22 protein-coding genes are annotated in these 18,601 nt (G+C 72.9%); 6 read left to right on the top strand and 16 right to left on the bottom strand.

Annotated features, from left to right (window positions below; all coding sequences use genetic code 11):
- The first annotated feature begins 66 nt into the window (after positions 1 to 66).
- Positions 67 to 1,548, top strand: a complete 1,482-nt coding sequence (locus tag AB0A69_RS08675) for an MFS transporter (RefSeq protein WP_361417046.1) — start codon at positions 67 to 69, stop codon at positions 1,546 to 1,548.
- On the opposite strand, the gene AB0A69_RS08670 is transcribed toward AB0A69_RS08675, so the two are convergent.
- A complete protein-coding gene (locus tag AB0A69_RS08670; protein ID WP_361417043.1) occupies positions 1,470 to 3,596 on the bottom strand; it encodes an AAA family ATPase in 2,127 nt (708 codons plus the stop codon). The two genes, AB0A69_RS08675 and AB0A69_RS08670, sit on opposite strands and share 79 nt — an antisense overlap.
- Before the next feature lie 201 nt (positions 3,597 to 3,797).
- Between AB0A69_RS08670 and AB0A69_RS08665 the strand changes: the two genes are divergently transcribed.
- Together AB0A69_RS08665 and AB0A69_RS08660 are read left to right on the top strand one after the other, a co-directional pair.
- Positions 3,798 to 4,583: a tRNA-dependent cyclodipeptide synthase gene (locus AB0A69_RS08665; protein WP_361417040.1), complete on the top strand. Its 786-nt coding sequence runs from the start codon at positions 3,798 to 3,800 to the stop codon at positions 4,581 to 4,583.
- Complete coding sequence (locus tag AB0A69_RS08660; protein WP_361417037.1) at positions 4,573 to 5,811, top strand: cytochrome P450; 1,239 nt, start codon at positions 4,573 to 4,575, stop codon at positions 5,809 to 5,811. The genes AB0A69_RS08665 and AB0A69_RS08660 overlap by 11 nt, the downstream gene beginning before the upstream one ends.
- Before the next feature lie 86 nt (positions 5,812 to 5,897).
- On the opposite strand, the gene AB0A69_RS08655 is transcribed toward AB0A69_RS08660, so the two are convergent.
- Positions 5,898 to 6,512 (bottom strand): TetR family transcriptional regulator, encoded by a 615-nt coding sequence (locus AB0A69_RS08655; protein ID WP_361417034.1) that lies wholly within the window; start codon positions 6,510 to 6,512, stop codon positions 5,898 to 5,900.
- On the opposite strand from AB0A69_RS08655, the gene AB0A69_RS08650 reads away from it, so the two are divergent.
- The gene (locus tag AB0A69_RS08650) at positions 6,511 to 6,774 is read left to right on the top strand and encodes a zinc-binding dehydrogenase (RefSeq protein WP_361417031.1); all 264 of its coding nucleotides are present in this window, start codon (positions 6,511 to 6,513) and stop codon (positions 6,772 to 6,774) included. The two genes, AB0A69_RS08655 and AB0A69_RS08650, sit on opposite strands and share 2 nt — an antisense overlap.
- Before the next feature lie 43 nt (positions 6,775 to 6,817).
- Here the strand turns inward: AB0A69_RS08650 and AB0A69_RS08645 are convergent, their stop codons facing one another.
- The 3 genes from AB0A69_RS08645 to AB0A69_RS08635 form a co-directional block, all read right to left on the bottom strand.
- The gene (locus AB0A69_RS08645) at positions 6,818 to 8,068 is read right to left on the bottom strand and encodes a GNAT family N-acetyltransferase (RefSeq protein ID WP_361417027.1); all 1,251 of its coding nucleotides are present in this window, start codon (positions 8,066 to 8,068) and stop codon (positions 6,818 to 6,820) included.
- Between the two features lie 71 nt (positions 8,069 to 8,139).
- Positions 8,140 to 9,114: an asparaginase gene (locus AB0A69_RS08640; protein ID WP_361417024.1), complete on the bottom strand. Its 975-nt coding sequence runs from the start codon at positions 9,112 to 9,114 to the stop codon at positions 8,140 to 8,142.
- Positions 9,115 to 9,199: 85 nt separating this feature from the next.
- Positions 9,200 to 9,799 carry an ABC transporter substrate-binding protein gene (locus tag AB0A69_RS08635; RefSeq protein WP_361417021.1) on the bottom strand — a complete coding sequence of 200 codons (600 nt, stop codon included), beginning with the start codon at positions 9,797 to 9,799 and terminating at the stop codon, positions 9,200 to 9,202.
- A gap of 114 nt (positions 9,800 to 9,913) precedes the next feature.
- Between AB0A69_RS08635 and dtd the strand changes: the two genes are divergently transcribed.
- Complete coding sequence (gene dtd, locus AB0A69_RS08630; RefSeq protein WP_361417018.1) at positions 9,914 to 10,339, top strand: D-aminoacyl-tRNA deacylase; 426 nt, start codon at positions 9,914 to 9,916, stop codon at positions 10,337 to 10,339.
- A 157-nt stretch (positions 10,340 to 10,496) separates the two neighbouring features.
- On the opposite strand, the gene AB0A69_RS08625 is transcribed toward dtd, so the two are convergent.
- Genes AB0A69_RS08625 through AB0A69_RS08615 form a run of 3 tightly spaced genes read right to left on the bottom strand, consistent with a single transcriptional unit; the run spans position 10,497 to position 12,539 of the window.
- Positions 10,497 to 11,462 (bottom strand): folate-binding protein, encoded by a 966-nt coding sequence (locus AB0A69_RS08625; protein ID WP_361417015.1) that lies wholly within the window; start codon positions 11,460 to 11,462, stop codon positions 10,497 to 10,499.
- A 26-nt stretch (positions 11,463 to 11,488) separates the two neighbouring features.
- Positions 11,489 to 11,926 carry a transcriptional repressor gene (locus tag AB0A69_RS08620; RefSeq protein WP_361417012.1) on the bottom strand — a complete coding sequence of 146 codons (438 nt, stop codon included), beginning with the start codon at positions 11,924 to 11,926 and terminating at the stop codon, positions 11,489 to 11,491.
- Positions 11,927 to 11,966: 40 nt separating this feature from the next.
- Positions 11,967 to 12,539: an FABP family protein gene (locus AB0A69_RS08615; protein WP_355365032.1), complete on the bottom strand. Its 573-nt coding sequence runs from the start codon at positions 12,537 to 12,539 to the stop codon at positions 11,967 to 11,969.
- Between the two features lie 446 nt (positions 12,540 to 12,985).
- On the opposite strand from AB0A69_RS08615, the gene AB0A69_RS08610 reads away from it, so the two are divergent.
- On the top strand, positions 12,986 to 13,348 hold the full coding sequence (locus AB0A69_RS08610; protein ID WP_361417008.1) for a DsrE family protein: 363 nt from the start codon (positions 12,986 to 12,988) through the stop codon (positions 13,346 to 13,348).
- Between the two features lie 3 nt (positions 13,349 to 13,351).
- On the opposite strand, the gene AB0A69_RS08605 is transcribed toward AB0A69_RS08610, so the two are convergent.
- From AB0A69_RS08605 to AB0A69_RS08570, 8 genes are all read right to left on the bottom strand, one after another.
- Positions 13,352 to 13,612, bottom strand: a complete 261-nt coding sequence (locus tag AB0A69_RS08605; protein WP_361417005.1) for a DUF3099 domain-containing protein — start codon at positions 13,610 to 13,612, stop codon at positions 13,352 to 13,354.
- Positions 13,613 to 13,746: 134 nt separating this feature from the next.
- The gene (locus AB0A69_RS08600; RefSeq protein ID WP_355365050.1) at positions 13,747 to 14,034 is read right to left on the bottom strand and encodes a DUF1416 domain-containing protein; all 288 of its coding nucleotides are present in this window, start codon (positions 14,032 to 14,034) and stop codon (positions 13,747 to 13,749) included.
- Between the two features lie 43 nt (positions 14,035 to 14,077).
- Entirely contained in the window at positions 14,078 to 14,923 is an 846-nt protein-coding gene (locus AB0A69_RS08595; RefSeq protein WP_361417002.1) for a sulfurtransferase, read from the bottom strand.
- Positions 14,924 to 15,099: 176 nt separating this feature from the next.
- Complete coding sequence (locus tag AB0A69_RS08590) at positions 15,100 to 15,180, bottom strand: Ms5788A family Cys-rich leader peptide (RefSeq protein WP_352021666.1); 81 nt, start codon at positions 15,178 to 15,180, stop codon at positions 15,100 to 15,102.
- Positions 15,181 to 15,436: 256 nt separating this feature from the next.
- Positions 15,437 to 16,132: a DUF2993 domain-containing protein gene (locus AB0A69_RS08585; RefSeq protein WP_361416999.1), complete on the bottom strand. Its 696-nt coding sequence runs from the start codon at positions 16,130 to 16,132 to the stop codon at positions 15,437 to 15,439.
- A 99-nt stretch (positions 16,133 to 16,231) separates the two neighbouring features.
- Positions 16,232 to 17,425 carry a hypothetical protein gene (locus AB0A69_RS08580; protein WP_361416996.1) on the bottom strand — a complete coding sequence of 398 codons (1,194 nt, stop codon included), beginning with the start codon at positions 17,423 to 17,425 and terminating at the stop codon, positions 16,232 to 16,234.
- A gap of 10 nt (positions 17,426 to 17,435) precedes the next feature.
- Positions 17,436 to 17,690, bottom strand: coding sequence for a MoaD/ThiS family protein (locus AB0A69_RS08575; protein WP_355365062.1), 255 nt, complete (start codon positions 17,688 to 17,690; stop codon positions 17,436 to 17,438).
- 51 nt (positions 17,691 to 17,741) lie between these two features.
- Complete coding sequence (locus AB0A69_RS08570) at positions 17,742 to 18,557, bottom strand: alpha/beta hydrolase (protein WP_361416993.1); 816 nt, start codon at positions 18,555 to 18,557, stop codon at positions 17,742 to 17,744.
- Positions 18,558 to 18,601: the final 44 nt, after the last annotated feature.

The raw sequence follows: 18,601 nt of genomic DNA, 5'->3' as shown, positions 1-18,601 counted from the left end.
TGCTACGGTCACTCCTGTCGTCCTCACCGCGCCCTCGCCGCATCGACAGGAGAGACCGTCATGTCCATGACTTCTCGGGCATCCTCACGCCACCTCGCCCTCGGCGTCATCGCCACCGGCATGCTGATGACCGTCCTGGACGGCAGCATCGTCACCGTCGCGATGCCCGCCATCCAGAGCGACCTCGGCTTCTCACCGGCCGGCCTCAGCTGGGTCGTCAACGCCTACCTCATCGCCTTCGGCAGCCTGCTCCTGCTCGCCGGGCGGCTCGGCGACCTCATCGGCCGCAAGCGGATGTTCCTGGCGGGCACGGCGGTCTTCACCGCGGCGTCGCTGCTCGCCGGGCTCGCCACCAGCCCCGCCGTACTGATCGCCGCCCGGTTCCTCCAGGGCGCCGGCAGCGCGATGGCCTCCGCCGTCAGCCTCGGCATCCTCGTCACGCTCTTCACCGAGCCACGCGAACGCGCCAAGGCCATCGCCGTGTTCAGCTTCACCGGCGCGGCGGGCGCGTCGCTCGGCCAGGTCCTCGGCGGGATCCTGACCGATGCGCTCGACTGGCACTGGATCTTCTACATCAACCTGCCCATCGGCCTCGCCGCCCTCGCCGCCGCCGTCCCCGCCCTCCCCCGCGACCGCGGCCTCGGCCTCGCCGCCGGGGCCGACGTGATCGGCGCCCTGCTCGTCACCGGCGGCCTGATGCTGGGCATCTACACGGTCGTCAAGGTCGAGGAGTACGGCTGGACTTCGACGCCCACCCTCGGCCTCGGCGCCCTCTCCCTCGCGCTGCTCGCCGGGTTCGTCGTACGGCAGGCCACGGCGGCGCAGCCGCTGATGCCGCTGCGCGTCCTGCGCTCGCGCAGCGTCGCCGGCGCCAACCTCGTCCAGGTCCTCATGGTGGCCGCGCTGTTCTCCTTCCAGATCCTCGTGGCGCTCTACCTCCAGAAGGTGCTCGGGTACGGCGCCGCCGCGACCGGTCTCGCCATGCTGCCCGCCGCCGCGGTCATCGGCGCGGTGTCGCTGGGCGTCTCCGCCCGCCTCAACGCCCGCTTCGGCGAGCGCACGGTCCTGCTGGTGGGCCTGGGCCTGCTGCTCGGCGTCCTCGGGCTGCTGGCCCGCGTCCCCGTACACGCCGACTACGTGACCGACCTGCTGCCCGTGATGCTGCTGGCGGCCGGGTTCGGGCTCGCGCTGCCCGCGCTCACCACGCTCGGCATGTCGGACGCGGGCGAGGACGACGCGGGTCTCGCCTCCGGGCTGTTCAACACCACCCAGCAGATCGGCATGGCGCTCGGCGTCGCCGTCCTGTCCACCCTGGCCGCCTCCCGCACCGAGGGCCTGCTCACGGCGGGCACGCCCCAGGCCGAGGCGCTGACCAGCGGCTACCGGCTGGCCTTCACCGTCGGCGCGGGGCTGATCATCGCCGCCTTCGCCGTCGCGGTCCTGGTGCTGCGCGCAGCGCCGCGCGCGCCTCAGGACCGCAGCGCGGCCGGCAGCTCGCCGCAGTACAGGACGTCGAGCCGGGAGACCGCGCGCGTGAGCGCCACGTAGAGCCGGTGGGCCCCGCGGGGTTCGGCCGCCACGATCTCGGCGGGTTCGGCCACGACGGCGTGGTCGAACTCCAGGCCCTTCACGAGCGCCGCGGCCAGCACCGTCACCCGCGGGACCTCCGCCCCCGCGTCCGCGGCCTCCGCGTCCACGACCCCCGCATCCACCGCCCCCGCGTCCGCGGCCCCCGCCACCCCCGCGCTCGCCAGCGCGCCCCGCAGCAGCTCGACCGTCGGCCCGGTGGCGATCACGCCGACCGAGCCCTCGCGGCCGAGCGCCGCCCGTACGGCCTCGACCACCGCGGCCGCGAGGGACCCCCGCTCCACCCGGCGTACCGCCACCTCGCCCCCCGGCCGCATGGCCCGGGGGCGCGGTACGTCGACGTCCAAGGCGCCCAGCAGCCGGTTCGCGAGCTCCACGACGGCCTCCGGAACGCGGTAGCCGGCCGTGAGCGGGACCACCTCGGCGTTCGGCCGGCCCAGGTGCGCGAGTTGCTCCGGCCACCTGCGGGCGGCCCACGGCGTGGTGCCCTGCGCCAGGTCGCCGAGCACCGTCAGGGAGCCGAAGCCGGCGCGGCGCGCGATGGCGCGGCACTGCATCGGCGAGAGGTCCTGCGCCTCGTCGACGACGATGTGGCCGTAGCCTTCGGGGCGTTCGACGAGCCCGGCGAGCTCGTCCAGGAGCACCAGGTCCGCCGCCGTCCAGCGCGCCGAGCGGTACGAACGCGGCGCCCGCGGCCACCGGATCGCCGCCCGCTCCGCCACCGACAGCGCCTCGTCGCGCGGATCGGCCAGCAGCCCGGCCAGCACCTCCTCCGGCGTCACCTTCGGCCAGCAGGCGTCCACGAGCGCCGTCACCGCCCGCGCCCGCTCCACCTTCCGCACCCACGCACCGCCCCGCGGCCCGGCACGCCGCTCGGCCTGCTCCTGGATCGCCCGCACCACCCGGCTCCGCAACCTCTCACGCCCCACGGCGTAGGGGGGCTCCTCGGCGCGTACGCCGGCGACGAGCCGCTCCAGCTCGTCCAGCGGCACACGCCACCGGTACGAGCCGTCGGGAACCACCAACGGCTCGGCCGGCGCGCCGACCCTCGCGTACAGCGCCCGGCGCAGCACCCCCGCCATGCGCGCGTCGTGCTTGACGGCCTCCGCCTCCGGCGTGTCGTACGCCCGGACCTCGTGGCCCCGCGCGATCTCGCCCTCGACCGTCGACTGCCGTACGTCCCCCTCGCCGAGCGCGGGCAGCACCTCGGAGATGTACGTCAGGAACGTGCGGTTCGGCCCGAGGACCAGCAGGCCGCCGCGGTGGATGCGCCGCGGGTGGGTGTAGAGCAGGTACGCGGCCCGGTGCAGTCCGACGGCGGTCTTGCCGGTGCCCGGCGCGCCCTGCACGCAGAGGGAGAGGGCCGGGTCGGCCCGTACGAGATCGTCCTGTTCGGGCTGGATGGTGGCGGCGATGTCCCGCATGGGCCCGACGCGGGGCCGCTCGATCTCCCCGGCGAGGATCGCCCCGGCGAGAGCCTCCCCGTCCGGGGTCTCCCCGTCCGGGGTCTCTCCGGCGAAGGTCTCTCCGCCGGGGGTCGCCCCCGCGGCGCCCTCGCCCCCGGCCGTCAGGTACTCGTCCTCCAGGGCGGTGAGGTCCGCCGAGTCGCCGTCGCTGTACGGGGCCCAGCCGAACCGTCGCCGTACCCGTACGCCCTGGGGATCGCGGGCGCTCGCTTGGTAGAAGGCGCGCGCGACGGGGGCACGCCAGTCGATGACGAGCGGCGGGGAGGCGGGGTGCTCGGCGATGCGGCGGCGGCCTATGTGGTGGCACTGTCCGTCCGCGTGGTCGAGCCGGCCGAAGAAGAGCGGGCCCGGCCTCTCCTCACGCAACCGCTTTGTGTGGCTGCGGAGTTGGTAGCCGAGCGCTTCGGCGTCGGCGCCGGAGGCGGAGACGTCCTCGCCGGTGACGACGTGGTGTTCGGCGCCTTCGGCCATCCGGACGAGGGCGGCGCGGCAGGTGTCGTGGTGGGCCCGTTCCTTGCCCAGTTCAGCGTCGAGTGTGGTCATTCCCCCAAGAATAACGTAACCGAGTAAAGAAGATTACTGACTCTCAAGATGGCGGAACGATGAATTCCAGCCGACCTCGAATCAACGCCTCCGGGTGCTCGTTGACACTCTCCGTATCCGGAAGCTAACTTCGCGGCGTCGTCGCCACACCAGGAGCACGAGGCTCCTCAGGGACTAGCGACGCGAAGGACTCCTTCCCAGTTGACGACTGAGACCGTCTTCGAGATCCAGCCCTTCACCCCTCCGGACACCGCCGCCGGACTGTTCACCGTCCGGCCCTACACAGCCCACTGCCAGGTGATATGCGCCGAGGGCGCCCACGCCGTGATCGGCGTTTCACCCGGCAACAGCTACTTCTCCGCCCAGCGCGTCATCGACCTGGCCCGCTGGGGCATGGCCCACTTCGAGCAAGTGGACTTCGTCTACACGGACATGCACGTCGCCGAGATGTACGAGGCGTCCGGCTACACCGCCGAGGACGCCCGCCGCAAGGCCGTGAAGAACCTGCGCGGCGTACGGGCCAAAGTGACCAACGCCGTCGCCACCGTCGACCCCGACGGCATCCAGCTGCGCGCCCACCCCATGTCGGCGTTCCTGGACAACCCCGCGTACCGCGAGATCCGGGACCACCTCCAGGACCGGCTCGACACGGACCCGGACTTCCGCAAGACCTGCGACGCCCTCGTGGACACCTTCCTCTCCTCCAAGGTCCTGGACGGGAAGGCCCCCACGGAGCGGCAGCGCGAGGTGTGCGTGGAGTACGTCTGCGCCGAGGCGCCGCTCTTCCTCGACACGCCCGCCATCCTGGGCGTGCCGTCCTCCCTCAACTGCTACCACCAGCTGCTGCCGATGGCCGAGTTGCTCTACTCGCGCGGCTCCGGTCTGCGCGCCTCCCGTAACCAGGGCCACGCCATCGTCACGCCCGCCGAACCCGCCCAGCCGACCTCTCCCGCACAGCGCGCCGAAGGAGACTCCGATGTCCGTTGAGACCCTGCACGACGAGCTGCGTGACGACCGTGACGACCGTGACGACCTGCCCGACGAGCTCCCCGACTTCCCCTTCTCCTGGCGCGGCGACCAACTCCCCGACGAGATAGAGCTGTTGCGCAAGGAGCCCGTGAAGCGGGTACGGACCATCGCCGGCGACCCGGCCTGGCTGGTGTCGTCCCACGCCCTGTGCAAGCAGGTCCTGGAGGACCCCCGGTTCAGCCTGGCGGAGACCTCGGCCCCCGGCGTACCCCGCCAGTACGCCCTGACGATCCCGCCGGAAGTCGTCAACAACATGGGCAACATCACCGGCGCCGGGCTGCGCAAGGCCGTGCTCAAGGCGCTCAACCCCAAGGCGCCGGGCCTGGTGGAGTGGATGCGGTCGACCGCCGCCGACCTGGTCGACCGCGCCATCGCCGAAGGCGCCCCCGCCGACCTGCGCGGGCAGTTCGCGGACCCCTATTCGGCGGCCATGCACTGCCACATCCTCGGCATCCCGCAGGCGGACGCGCCCCGCCTGATGAGGAGCCTGGACATCGCGTTCATGAACTCGGCCTGCCCCATCACGGGCGCCAAGCTCAACTGGGACCGCGACATGGCGTACATGGTCGAGCGGCTGGACGACCCGTCGACGACGGGCCTGATGGCCGAACTCGCGGCGCTGCGCGAGGACCCGGAGTACGACCACCTCACCGACGAGATGCTGGCGACCGTCGGCGTGACCATGTTCGGCGCGGGCGTCATCTCCACCGCCGGCTTCCTCACCATGGCCCTGGTCTCGCTCATCCAGCACCCGGAGCTGAAGGCCGAACTCCTCGCCGACCGCACCAAGATCCCGGCGGCCGTCGACGAGCTGCTCCGGATCAACCTCTCCATCGGCGACGGGCTGCCGCGCCTCGCCCTGGAGGACGTCACCCTCGGGGACGTCGAGGTGAAGAAGGGCGAGCTGCTCCTCGTCCTGGTCGAGGGCGCCAACTTCGACCCCGAGGTGTTCCGCGACCCGCACACCGTGGACCTCACCCGCGAGAACAACACCGCGCACCTCTCCTTCGGCGGCGGCCGGCACTACTGCCCGGCCACCGCGCTGGGCAAGAAGCACGCGGAGATCGCCCTGGAGACGCTGCTCGACAAGATGCCGGACCTCCAGCTGGCCGTCCCCATCGCCCAGCTCGTCTGGCGGACCGGCTTCATGAAGCGCATCCCGGAGCGCCTCCCCGTGATGTGGTGACCGCCGCGAGGCGACGTGCCGCCGTCACTCCGCGAGGCCGTCACCCCGCGAGACGTCACTCCGCGAGACCGTCACCCCGCGAGACGTCACCCCGCGAGGCCGTCGCGCAGCTGCCGGAAGGCCAGCTCCGCGGCGGCCACCGCGTCCGGCTCCACCGCGTCGGCACTCGCCCCCGCCGCGATCCGCCGCCAGTTCTCCTCCGCCAGGACCCGCTGTACGGCGACGACCTGGCCCGCCGCGAGCCGCGCCGCCACCCCGGCGCCGAGCACCGGGCCCAGCGCCGCCGCCAACTCGGCCTCGGCCGCGCCCTGGTACGCGTACAACCGCGCCACCAGGCTCGGCGTCCCGTACAGCAGCCGGTGGAAGGCGAGCACCGACGGCTCGTCGCACAGCCCGGTCACCGGGTCGCGGCGCGCGAGCCCGTCCAGGAAGTGCCGCTCGAGCGCACCGAGCGGATCGACGCCCCGGGGCCGCCCGCGGACGACGCGCGCCGCCTCGTCCCGGTGGTCGGCGAACCGGTGCAGGACCAGGTCCTCCTTGGCGGGGAAGTACCGGAACAGCGTCGGCTTCGACACCTCCGCCGCCGCCGCGACCTCCGCGACCGAGACCCGGTCGAAGCCCTTGTCGAGGAAGAGCGCGATCGCCGCCTCCGAGATCGCCTCGTACGTCTGCCGCTTCTTCCGCTCCCGCAACCCGCTCATGCGGACGAGCCTACGCACCCGGCCTGACCTCAAGTGGACCCGCGCGAGGCCGAGCGCCGGGGCGTACGGCTGCTGGGCATCGGCGACGTACAGCCGGCACCCGACGCCGCACACCGCGCTGGCCGGCCGGGCGCTCACCGAGGCGGCCGCGGGGCGGCTGCGGCCGGTCATCGGCGGCGCCTTCCCGCTGGAACGGGCGGCGGACGCCCACGCGGCGATCGAGAACCGGAGCCTGCTCGGCAAGGTGGTGCTCACCACCTGACACGGCCGGGAAAGCGGGCCCGCGCATGGCCCGGACACCGGGCTCAGAACTCGTCCGGGCACCACGGCCGCCGCGACGTGCGCAGCAGCAGGTCCGCCCGGGCCGCCGCGCCCGGGGTGGACTCCTCCACCCGGCCCAGCGCGGCGAGCCGCACCGCCGACTCGTCGCCCAGGTACAGCGTGGCCAGCTCCGCGATGTCCATCGTCAGGTCGGCCGGGGCGCCCGTCGGGGCGCAGGCCGCCCCCTCCGGCGAGGCGTCCAGCCGGTAGCGGCCGCCCGCGAGGCCCGCCGCGTCCCGCAGGTCCAGCACGAGGCTGCCGGAGGTGCCGTACGTCCGCGCCTCCAGGGCCCGTACGACGTCGAGGATGCGCACCCACAGGTAGTCGGCGTACGTCGTGACGCGGGCGGCGCGCGGGTCCGGCAGCAGCAGGGGGAGCAGGTCGTCCGGGGCCCGGTAGCCGCTCTTGACCGTGGTGATCCAGTCGATGGAGCAGACGAACCGCCACAGGGCGCGCTCGGCGGCCGGGGTGAGCGCCATCAGCTCGCGCACGGTCGCGGTGTTCGTCGGCTGCTTGCCGGCGTCCCAGTGGTCGTCGCAGCGGTAGACCGCGTACCCCTCCACCTCGCCGGAGGGCGAGCGGTACACGACGTGGAACGGCTCGGTGTACGGGTTTCCGTCCGGCCGCGGAAGAGCGCCCGTGCGCAGCAGCCAGTCCCGCTCGTTCCGGCTGACCACGCCGTGCCGCACGGCCCGTACCCGGTTGTGCAGGTCGGGCCCGAGCTTGCCGAACTCGGACGCGTCGATCAGGTCGATGCGCCCGCCGTCCTCCGGCGCCGACCAGCGCGGGTCGAGGCCGGCGCGCCGTACGTCGACGGTCCACTCGGTGAGCGAGGCGGCCGGGCCGTAGCCGTACCGCCCGTAGATGGGGTACTCGGCGGCGATCAGCGTGGAGACGACCTCGCCCCGCTCCTTGGCCGCCCTGAGCTCGGTGTCCACCAGGCGGCTGAGCAGTCCCCGGCGCCGGTGCGTCGGCGAGACCGTCACCTGGCTCACGGCGCACGCCGGGACCGGGGCGCCGCCCGGGACGGTGAGCTCCTGGGCGAACGACCGGAAGGTGGCGACACAGCGCCCGGCCTCGAACGCGCCGCGCGTGCGCGCCAGGTCCATGTACGGCAGGCGGCGCTCGGCCTCGCCCTCCGGCACCCTGGGCGACACCAGGAAACCGGTGCGCAGGGCGCGTAGCCAGTCGGGGAACTCGGACTCGGTGACGGCACGGACCTCGACACTGCTCATGGCCGCCACGCTAGGCGTCCGTCCCCGCACCCGGCATCCGGTTTTCGCAGGGCCCGCCCAGCCCTGCCCCCTCAGAACGCGGCGCGCACCGCCCCGACCGGCTCGCCCCCGCCCAGCAGCGGCGCGTCCGCGATCCGCGCGAGCACGGGCGCGGTCCCGGCGTCCAGGCCCAGCAACTCCAGGCCGCGCGCCAGGACCGGGCCCATCGCGCGCGCCGAGCCGTCGTCGATCTTGAAGGCGAGGGCGCGGCCGTTCGCCAGGGCCACCGCCTGCACGGCCTCGGCGCCCATCTTGGACAGCGCGCCGGGCACCTCCCGCATCAGCCAGGTGTCCGGCCGCCGGGTCCCCGCCACGTACTCGGGGTGCGCGCGCATCGCGTCCGCGACCCGCCGCTGCGGCGTGCCGGGCTCGGCGAGGACGTACGAGCGGAACGCGCGGGCCAGCCCCACCAGGCTGATCGCCATCAGCGGCGCGCCGCAGCCGTCGGTGCCGACCGTGTCGACGGTCTCGCCGGAGGCCGCCTCGACCTCGGAGTGGACCAGGCGCTGGAGCGGGTGGGCGGGGTCCAGGTAGCCGACCGGGTCCCAGCCGTTCTGCGCGCAGGCGGCGAGCATCGCGGTGTGCTTGCCGGAGCAGTTCATGGTGATCCGCTCCCGGACCCGCCCGGAGGCCAGGTACGCCTCCGCCTCCGCCGGGTCGAGGGGCAGGTCGGGCGGCGTCTGGAGGTCGGCCTCGGTGAGCCCGTACTCGGCGAGCATCTTGCGTACGAGGTCGAGGTGGAACGGTTCGCCGGAGTGGCTCGCGGCGGCCAGGGCCAGGCGCTCCCCGCTCAGGTCGAGCCCGGCGCGCAGCAGCGCGGCGGCCTGCATGGGCTTGTTCGACGAGCGCGGGAAGACCGGCGCCGTCACGTTCCCGGCCGTGAACTCGATGGTGCCGTCCTCGGCCAGCACCACCAGCGACCCCCGATGGTGGCCCTCGACGAAGCCGGACCGGACGACTTCGGCGAGGACCGGAGGTATGGAGGCGTTGGCGGAGGTGGAGGTCATGACGGTGGCCTTCCGGAACGGAACGAGACCCGCGGAGCCGCGAGCCCGCGTCGAGGACTCCTGGGCGGAGACCCGGCCGAGAGCCTCAGCTGAGCAGGTCGTCTACTTGTGCTTCGCCTTCACGGTACCTGCGGGCGATCTCGGCGCTGCAATCGTCGGCGGTCCGCTGGAGCTGCTGTCGGCGCCGGGACACCTGTTGTTCGTAGCGTGCCAGACGTCCCATCGCGGCGCGCAGCTCTTCGTCCGTTCGGGCGGTCAGGTCCGACAGCTCGACGTCGGCGAGCATCTCGGCGGCCAGCCGCCGGTACGTCTCGCCGCGCGGCGTGGAGACCGTCACGTGGCGGACGGAGGAGCGGTGCCGCGAGGGGGTGTCGGCCAGGATCTCGGAGAGCCGGTCCACCACCGGCACCTGCGCACCGCCGCGCCGCGCGAGCTCGGCCCGCAGGATGTCGATCCGGCCCTGGAGCAGCCGTCGTACGTAGCTGAGGTCGGTCTCGTCGCCGTGCGCGTCGCGCCGCAGGGCGCGCAGCTCCGGCAGGCGCAGCGCCTTCAGGTCGTGGGGCCCCATCTCCGGCAGGACGGACTCGGCCGGGGTGCGCGGCCCCGGCGGCCTGAGGTGGACCTGGTGGACCTGGTGTACGGCATGCGGTGGCGTTGGCGTCTGCCCGGCGCCCGATGTGCTCATGGTGATCCGTCCCCTCGACCGGTGCGCAGCCGCACCGCCTGACACGCATGGTGCCACTCCCGCATGCGATGTGCAGGTGCACTGCACCCGTTCGGCCCCGTTACGTTGGTACGCATGCGTGCAGTGGTGCAGAGGGTCGACGGCGCGAAGGTCGTCGTCGCGGGTGAGACCGTCGGCGAGATCGTCGGCGAGGGGTTGTGCGTGCTGGTGGGGGTCACCCACGAGGACACCGTGGAGAAGGCGGCGCAGCTGGCCCGCAAGCTGTGGTCGGTGCGGATCCTGGAGGGCGAGAAGTCCTGCTCGGACGTGAACGCGCCGCTGCTGGTGATCTCGCAGTTCACCCTCTACGGGGACGCCCGCAAGGGCCGGCGCCCGACCTGGAACGCGGCGGCGCCGGGCGAGGTGGCCGAGCCGCTGGTGGACGAGGTGGTGGCGCGGCTGCGGGAGCTGGGCGCGCGGGTGGAGACGGGCCGGTTCGGAGCGGACATGCGGGTCTCGCTCACGAACCACGGCCCGTTCACCGTGATCATCGAGGTCTAGGGGGTGTCTTGCCGATCTTGCCGGGCTCGCGGCGCCTGGCACGTGCGCTCGCCGCGTTGTCGTCGGTCGCCAATGCTCCGCATGGACTCCCTCCTCCGCCTTGCGATCACACGCACCAGACCCCGCTCACTGATCCGGCCTGATCGACAGGCACCCCCTAGGGCTCGACGACGGTCTCCTGGGCCGCCGCGGTGTTCCCGGCCAGCAGTTCGGCGTCCACCGGTACGTTCCGCTTGACCAGCGCGAGCGCGATCGGCCCGAGCTCGTGGTGGCGTACGGCGGTGGTGACGAAGCCCAGCTGCCGGCCCTCCTCCCCGTCGGCCTTCAGCCGGATGGGCGTACCGGGCGCGGGCAGGTGCACCTCGCTGCCGTCCAGGTGCAGGAACACCAGCCGGCGCGGCGGCTTCCCCAGGTTGTGGACGCGCGCCACGGTCTCCTGGCCGCGGTAGCAGCCCTTCTGGAGGTGGACGGCCGTGCCGATCAGGCCGACCTCGTGCGGGATGGTCCGGTGGTCCGTCTCGAAACCGAGGCGCGGGCGGTGCTCCTCCACGCGCAGCGCCTCGTACGCCCAGATCCCGGCGAGCGGGCCGTGCCCGGCGGCGTACGCCTCCAGCTCGGCGCGCGGCAGGAACAGGTCCCGGCCGTGCGAGGTCTCCCGTACGACGACCCCGTCCGGCACCTCGGCGATCGAGCCGGCCGGGAGGTGGACGACGGCGACGTCGGCGGTCCGGTCGGCCACCTCGACGCGGTAGAAGAACTTCATCGACTCCAGGTAGCCGATGAGCGCCTCCTGCGTGCCGGGTTCGACGTGCGCCCAGACCGTCTCGCCGTCGTCGACCAGGTACAGCGCGTGTTCGATGTGCCCGTGGGCGGAGAGGATCAGCGCCTCGGTCGCGTGTCCGGCCGGGAGCTCGCTGACGTGCTGGGTGAGCAGCAGGTGCAGCCAGCTGAGCCGGTCTGCGCCGCTGACGGTGACGACGCCGCGGTGGCTGAGGTCCACCATGCCTTTGCCGTCGGCGAGGGCGCGCTGCTCACGGAACAGGTCGCCGTAGTGCGCGGCGACCCCTTCGTCGCGTCCCTCGGCGGGCACCGCGCCGGGCAGGGACAGGAGAGGGCTCTTCATGGCAGCAAGCCTACGACCCGTACGTCCTACGACCCGTTGGTCGTACGTTTCGCCGTGCAGTCCCGGCACCGCCCGAAAATCGCGAAGTGCTTCAGATCGGTGTCGAAGCCGAACGTCTCGCGCAGCTTCCCGGTGAACTCCGCGGCCACCGACACGTCCGCCTCGATGACCTCCGTGCAGTCCCGGCACACCAGGTGCAGGTGGTGGTGGCGGTCGGCCAGGTGGTACGTCGGGGCGCCGTGCCCGAGATGGGCGTGGCTGACCAGGCCCAGCTCCTCCAGCAGCTCCAGCGTCCGGTAGACGGTGGAGACGTTCACCCCGGAGGCGGTCTTGCGGACCTCGGTGAGGATGTCGTCGGGCGTCGCGTGCCCCAGCGCGTCCACCGCTTCCAGGACAAGCTGGCGCTGGGGAGTCAGCCGGTAACCGCGCTCCCGCAGATCGCTCTTCCAGTCGGTGCTCACCACGCGCTCCAGTGTAGGAGCACCGACCGCCGGTTCACCGGGCCTACTTGAAGAAGGCGATGCCGTCGTCCGGCAGGTCGCCCAGGTCCTTGGCCCACGCCGCGACCTCGTCGGGCGTGACGACCTTCTTCAGGTGCGCCGACATGTACGGCCGCAGCGGCACCTCGGGCGTCGACTTCTCGCCGACCCACATCAGGTCGCCCTTCACGTAGCCGTACAGCCGCTTGCCACCGCTGTACGGCCCCGAGGCCGCGGTGCGCGCGACGGCGTCCGTGACCAGGTCGATCTGCGGCTTCTGGTCGGCGAGCTCGCCGTACCACACCTCGACGACGCCCTGGTCGCGCACCATCACGATCTCGACCTTGCGGTCCTTGTCGATGCGCCAGTAGCCGCTCTCGCTCTCCAGGGGGCGGACCTTCTGGCCCTCGGCGTCCAGGACCCAGGTGCGGGAGGTGTACTCGATGAAGTCCCGCCCGTCATGGCTGAAGGTCACGGACTGACCGAAGTTGCACTTCTCGGCACCGGGGAAGTCGGAGACACCCGCGCCCTCCCACGTGCCCAGGAGGAACGCGAGGGGGACGAGGTCGGGGTTCAGGTCGGACGGGATCTCGATCATGAGCAGCTCTGTCGGTCGGTGGGAGTGGTCAGCGCTGGCCCTGGTACAGCTTCTTCACGGTCAGGGCGGCGAAGGCGACGACGCCGATGCAGACCAGGACCAGCAGGGCGGAGAAGAAAGCCTCAAGCACGGGTGCTCCTCGGTGAGCGATGTGGGTGAAGAAGGGGCCGGTTCCCAGCGTAATGGGTGGGACCCGGCCCCTCGGTGTGAGGTGCGCCCGTGCGCCCGTGCGCCCGTGCGCCCGTGCGCGCGGCGTCAGCCGAGGAGCTGGTTCTGCAGCACCACCGTCTGGTGGAACGGCACCTCGGCGGTGTCGCCCCCGCGGGAGTGGACGCCACGGCGAGGGTGTCGCCGACGACGACGTAGGCGAGGCGGGTGCGGTCGGGGGCCTCGGGGGTGTCCGTGGCCTCGGGGCTTGTCGTGCCGCCGCGCATTACAGTTCGACCATGGCGAAGAAGCTCGTGATCAAGGTGACCGCCGGGGCCGACGCCCCCGAGCGGTGCTCGCAGGCGTTCACGGTGGCGGCGGTGGCCGTGGCCAGCGGGGTGGAGGTCTCGCTCTGGCTGACCGGCGAGTCGTCGTGGTTCGCGTTGCCCGGGCGGGCGGCCGAGTTCGAGCTGCCGCACGCCGCGCCGCTGCCGGAGCTGATCGAGTCGATCCAGGCGAACGGGCGCATCACGCTGTGCACGCAGTGCGCGGCGCGCCGGGAGATCACGGAGAAGGACGTGCTGGAGGGCGTGCGCATCGCGGGCGCGCAGGTCTTCGTCAGCGAGGCGCTGGCCGAGGGCACGCAGGCGCTCGTCTACTGAGACCTACGGGCCCCTCCGCTTGCCGTCGAGCTCGTCCCACCACTCGTCGGACTTCGGATCGCCGGACGGGTCGTCCCACCAGCGGTCGTCCGGCCCGCGCCGGTTGGCGATCATCGCGGCGACGGGCGGGATGACCATGGCGATGAAGCACATCGCGATGGCCGCGGGCACCGACCACAGCCGTACGACGGCCCAGGCGCTCACGAAGAGCACCAGACAGGCCGTCATCATCCGGAGGTAGGCGCGCCGGCGCTGCGCGTACATACGTCCAGCGTACGACCGAAGGGCCGCACCTCGGTCCCGGTAAGCGTCCAACCCCCAGGAGGTGCGGCCCTTCGGCCGGTATGTGTGACGTCGCCGTCAGACGCGTCGAACCGCGTCGGACGCGCCGGACCGCGTCAGACCGCGATCGCGACCTCGGCCAGGCCGCCCTGCTGCGCGACGACCGTGCGGTCGGCCGTGGCGCCGGGGACCAGCGCGCGGACGGTCCACGTGCCCTCGGCGGCGTAGAAGCGGAACTGGCCCGTCGCGGAGGTCGGGACCTCGGCGGTGAACTCGCCGGTCGAGTCCAGCAGGCGGACGTAACCGGTCACGGGCTCGCCGTTACGGGTCACCTGGCCCTGGATCGTGGTCTCGCCGGGCTTGATCGTCGAAGCGTCCGGGCCGCCGGCCTGTGCTCCACACATGGGTACTCCTGAGGGGTGTGAGGGGTGGACGGGAGGTCCGGGATTACTTGTTGGCGCCGAGCTCGATCGGCACGCCGACGAGGGAGCCGTACTCGGTCCACGAGCCGTCGTAGTTCTTGACGTTCTGCTGGCCGAGCAGCTCGTGCAGGACGAACCAGGTCAGGGCCGAGCGCTCACCGATGCGGCAGTAGGCGATCGTGTCCTTCTCCAGGTCGACCTGCTCCTGGGCGTAGAGCTCCTTGAGCTCCTCGTCGGACTTGAAGGTGCCGTCGTCGTTGGCGTTCTTCGACCACGGGATGTTGCGGGCGCTCGGCACGTGGCCGGGGCGCTGCGACTGCTCCTGCGGGAGGTGCGCCGGGGCGAGCAGCTTGCCGCTGAACTCGTCGGGGGAGCGCACGTCGACGATGTTCAGGCTGCCGATGGCGGCGACGACGTCGTCGCGGAAGGCGCGGATGGAGGTGTCCTGGGCCTTGGCCTTGTACTGGGTGGCCGGGCGGTTCGGGACCTCGGAGCCGTCGACCAGGTCGCGGGAGTCGAGCTCCCACTTCTTGCGGCCGCCGTCGAGGAGCTTGACGTTCTCGTGGCCGTACAGCTTGAAGTACCAGTAGGCGTACGCCGCGAACCAGTTGTTGTTGCCGCCGTAGAGGACGACGGTGTCGTCGTTGGCGATGCCCTTCGCGGACAGGAGCTTCTCGAAGCCCTCCTGGTCGACGAAGTCGCGGCGGACCGGGTCCTGGAGGTCCTGCTTCCAGTCGATCCGGACGGCGTTCTTGATGTGGTTCTTGTCGTACGCCGAGGTGTCCTCGTCGACCTCGACGATGACGACCTTCGGGTCGTCGATGTGGGCCTCGACCCAGTCGGCGTCTACCAGGACGTCGCTGCGGCTCATGCTGTTTCTCCTCCGGGGCAGTGTGCGGCGGGGTGTGGCGGGTGGTGCCGGCCGGCCGTCGGACCGCTCGTCGTGTACGGGGTACGCGGGACGGGCGCGCTCGTCGGCTGCGTTCGACACGGGGATGGGCCCGAGGTGCTCAAGGGCCCGGGGAAGGCGGGAGGTTGGTGTCCCGCTCAGACGGAGCGACAGAGCATGGCGGCGACGCGGCACAGGTCTACTGCCCGCCGCTTCGTGAGTTCCGCCTGTCGCTTCATGGGTCAGATCGTAGGGACGGACGGGCGGTCGTGTCACCGGTGTGTCGTATGTCGAGACGCGATCATCCGCATAGTGGGATGGGAGGGGCTCCGGAGCCTCGCCCCGCCCACCGCCGCTCAGGCCAGTCGTCGCAGGTGGTTTACGGAGCGGACGCCGCCGTCTCACCATGTGGCCGGGGGCACGAGTCGGGCCCCGCCGACGCCCCGCCGACGCCCCGTCGACGCCCCCCGCCGTCAGCCCGCCGTCAGCCCGCCGTCAGCCCGCCAGGGTGACGTTCGTGCCGGTCAGGGTGATGACGACGCCCTCGGCCGTCGCCTCCACCTTCTGGAGCTTGAGGCCGGCCGGCAGGCCGGCGACCGAGCGGTCGAAGTCCGTGCGCTCGCGGACCCGCTCCTCCACGCCGGGTATGCCCTCGCCGGGGACCTCGTCGGCGCGGACCCGGATCGTGGTGCCGTCGGCGATGCTTACGGTGGACATCACGCTGCGCGTGACCCGGCCCAGGACCGGGACGTCCACCGAGCCGGTGACCTTGACCTTGCCGTTGCCGCCGTAGGCGACGGTGACGTCCTCGCCGGACGCCTTGGCGAGCTCGGCGTACGAGACGCGCGCGGTGCCGGTGGCGTTGGCCGCGGTGGCCGTGGAGAAGTTGTTCCCCAGGCGCACGTCGTGGAGCGCGGCGGTCATCGTGGCGATGCGCAGCGTGCGGCCGCCGGCCGACGCCTCGACGCCGTTGAGGGTGACGTCGACCTCGTCGAGCTCCTTGCCGAGGACCTGCGTCAGGAACGGGAAGCCCTTGATGGAGACGTCCGCCGAACCGCCGCCCACGCCGCGCTGGGCCTGGACCTTGGCGGCCACCTCGCCCTCCGCGTAGTTCACCGCCAGGCGGTCCGCGGCGATGAAGAGGCCACCGAGTACCACGGCGGTGATCAGCAGTATTCGCAGTGCTCGCATGGTTCGGTGATCCCCCACCCTCGTCGCGCCCGGCCCCCCGTCACGTCATGATCGACGTACGGGATCGTTCATTGGTTCCCTCACCGGTAACCCCGGCCGTCACACCAGGACGCGTCCCAGCAGGTACACGGCGGGCGTGGCGAGCGCGAGCGGCAGCGCCACCCCGGCCGTCATGTGGACGAAGCGCGACGGGTAGTCGTAGCTCGCCACCCGGTGGCCCACCAGCGCGCACACCCCGGCCCCGAGCCCCAGCAGCGCCCCGTCGAGCGCCCCGGCACCGAGCGGCCCCCCGGCCGCCGCCCCGGCGCCCGCGGCCGCCAGCAGGCCACCGACGAGCGTCACGGCGCCCGGCAGCGGCAGCGCGCGGACGAGCACCGCGGCGCCGGCCGCGAGGGCGCCCACGACCACCGCGTCCGACGCGGCCGCGAGGTACCCGGCCGCGACGACGGCGAGCGCGGACGAGACGACCGTGGCCATCAGGCCGTACTGACGCTCGTCGGCGCCCGCGTGGCTGCGCAGCTGGAGGACGAGCACCAGCAGCACCCACACCCCGAGGGTGCCGAGGATCGCGACGGGCGCGTGCTCCTCACCGGCGGCGAGCAGCGCGATGTCGGCGCTGACGCCGCCCGCGAAGGCGAGCGCGATGCCCTGGCGGGCCGGCCACATGCCGTTGAGCCGGAACCATCCGGCGGCCGTGACCGCCTGGAGCAGGACCAGCGGGACGAGGAGCCCGTACGGGGAGAGGGCGGCGCCCGCGGCGAGCAGGACGCCGAGCAGCGCCGTCAGGGCGGCCGGCTGGATGCCGGGCTCGATGATCGGCGAGCGCCCCTCGGCGCGGGCGCGCTGGGCTTCGGTCATCCGGGCGTTGCCCAGCGTGGTGGGCGCGCCGTACGCGGGTTCGGGCGCCACGGCGGCCGGCGCGGGTGCCGGCGCGGCGGCCGCGGCGGCGGTCACCGGCCGCAGCATGGTCGTCGGGGTGTCGTACGGCACCTCGGGCGGCAGCGGATACGAGACCGGGGCCGGGGCGGGAGCCGCCGCCTCCTGGGGCTGCGCGGCCGGCTGGTAGTGGGTGTCCCAGGTCTGGCCCTGCCACGTCTGCGCGACGTCGGGCTCCTGGTGGCCGTACGACGGCTCACCGTACGGCTGCTCGCCGTGCGCCTGCTGCCCGTACGTCTCCGGGCCGTACGCCTGCTCCCGGTACGCCTGCTCCCCGTGGGAGGGTTCGCCGTAGGAGGGTTCGCCGTAGGAAGGGTCGCCGTACGACGGGTACTGCTGGTCGCTGCTGCTGCTCATGGTGTGCGGTTCACCCTCCTGCGAACGGCGGGAGCACCTCGACCGTGCCGCCCTCGGCCAGCCGTACGGTCTCATGCGCCCGGGTCCCGACGGGGTCACCGTCGACCAGGAAGGAGCACCGCTGGAGCACGCGGGCGAGCTCGCCCGGGTGCCGCTCGCGCACGGCCTCCAGCGCCTCGGCCAGGGTCTCCGCGGCGTACGGCTCCTCGGCGGTCCCGGCGGCGGCCTTGGCCGCGGCCCAGTAGCGGATGGTCCCCGCTGCCATAGCGGCACTCCTCTCGTCGGCCTCCACGGCCTCGTCGGCATCCATGATGGGCTATGCCGCCGACAGCCAGTCCGCGAGCCGGGCGAGCAGGGCGTCGTCGGCGGCGTTCTCGGCGTGGCCCATGCCCGGCTCCAGCCACAGCTCGCACGGTCCGGCCGCCGCCAGCATGCGCGGATGGTCCAGCGGGAAGTACGGGTCGCGGTCGCCGTGCACGATCAGCAGCGGCGTCGGCGCGATCAGCGGCACCGCCGCGAAGGGCGGCATCGGCACCGGGTCCCAGTCGCGGTCGTGGATGCGCGTGCGCAGCCCGTAGCGGCCCACCAGGCGCCCGGCGGGCCGGGTCACCACCCAGTGCAGCCGGCGCATCGGGGCCGTACCCCGGTAGTACCAGCGCGCCGGCGCGCTCACGGCGGCGACCGCGTCCGCGCGCGCCCTCGGGTCGTCCCGGTACAGCGCCCCGTGCCGCAGCACCACCGACCCGCCCATGGAGAAGCCGGCCGTCACCACACGCGTGTACCCGAGCTCCCGCGCCCAGCTCACCGCCGCCGCCAGGTCCAGCACCTCGCGGTCCCCGACCGTGGACCGGCCCCCGGAGCGGCCGTGCCCGCGGAAGGAGAAGGTCACCACCGCCGCGCGCCGCCGGAAGGCCCGCGCGGCCCGCCGGACGGCCGGCCGGTCCACCGAGCCGGTGAATCCATGGGCGACAACGACGGCTGTGTCCGTAAGACTGTCCCTATGGCCCCTATGCGGCTCGTGCACCGCTTCGATACGGATCCCGTCAGGGGTACGGAGGGTGGCGCGCAGAAGGCCGGGAGTGACCGAGGAAACATCCGCGATGTGAAACACGCCCTCTGTCTCGGATCCCATGTCGGCTATTGTGCTGCGAAGAGGATCCGGGCAAAGCAGCCCCC

It is taken from the genome of Streptomyces sp. NPDC045431 (assembly GCF_040646655.1).
Classification (GTDB): domain Bacteria; phylum Actinomycetota; class Actinomycetes; order Streptomycetales; family Streptomycetaceae; genus Streptomyces.
Note: the sequence above shows the minus strand (reverse complement) of the source record. Positions and strands in the feature narration are given on the sequence as shown.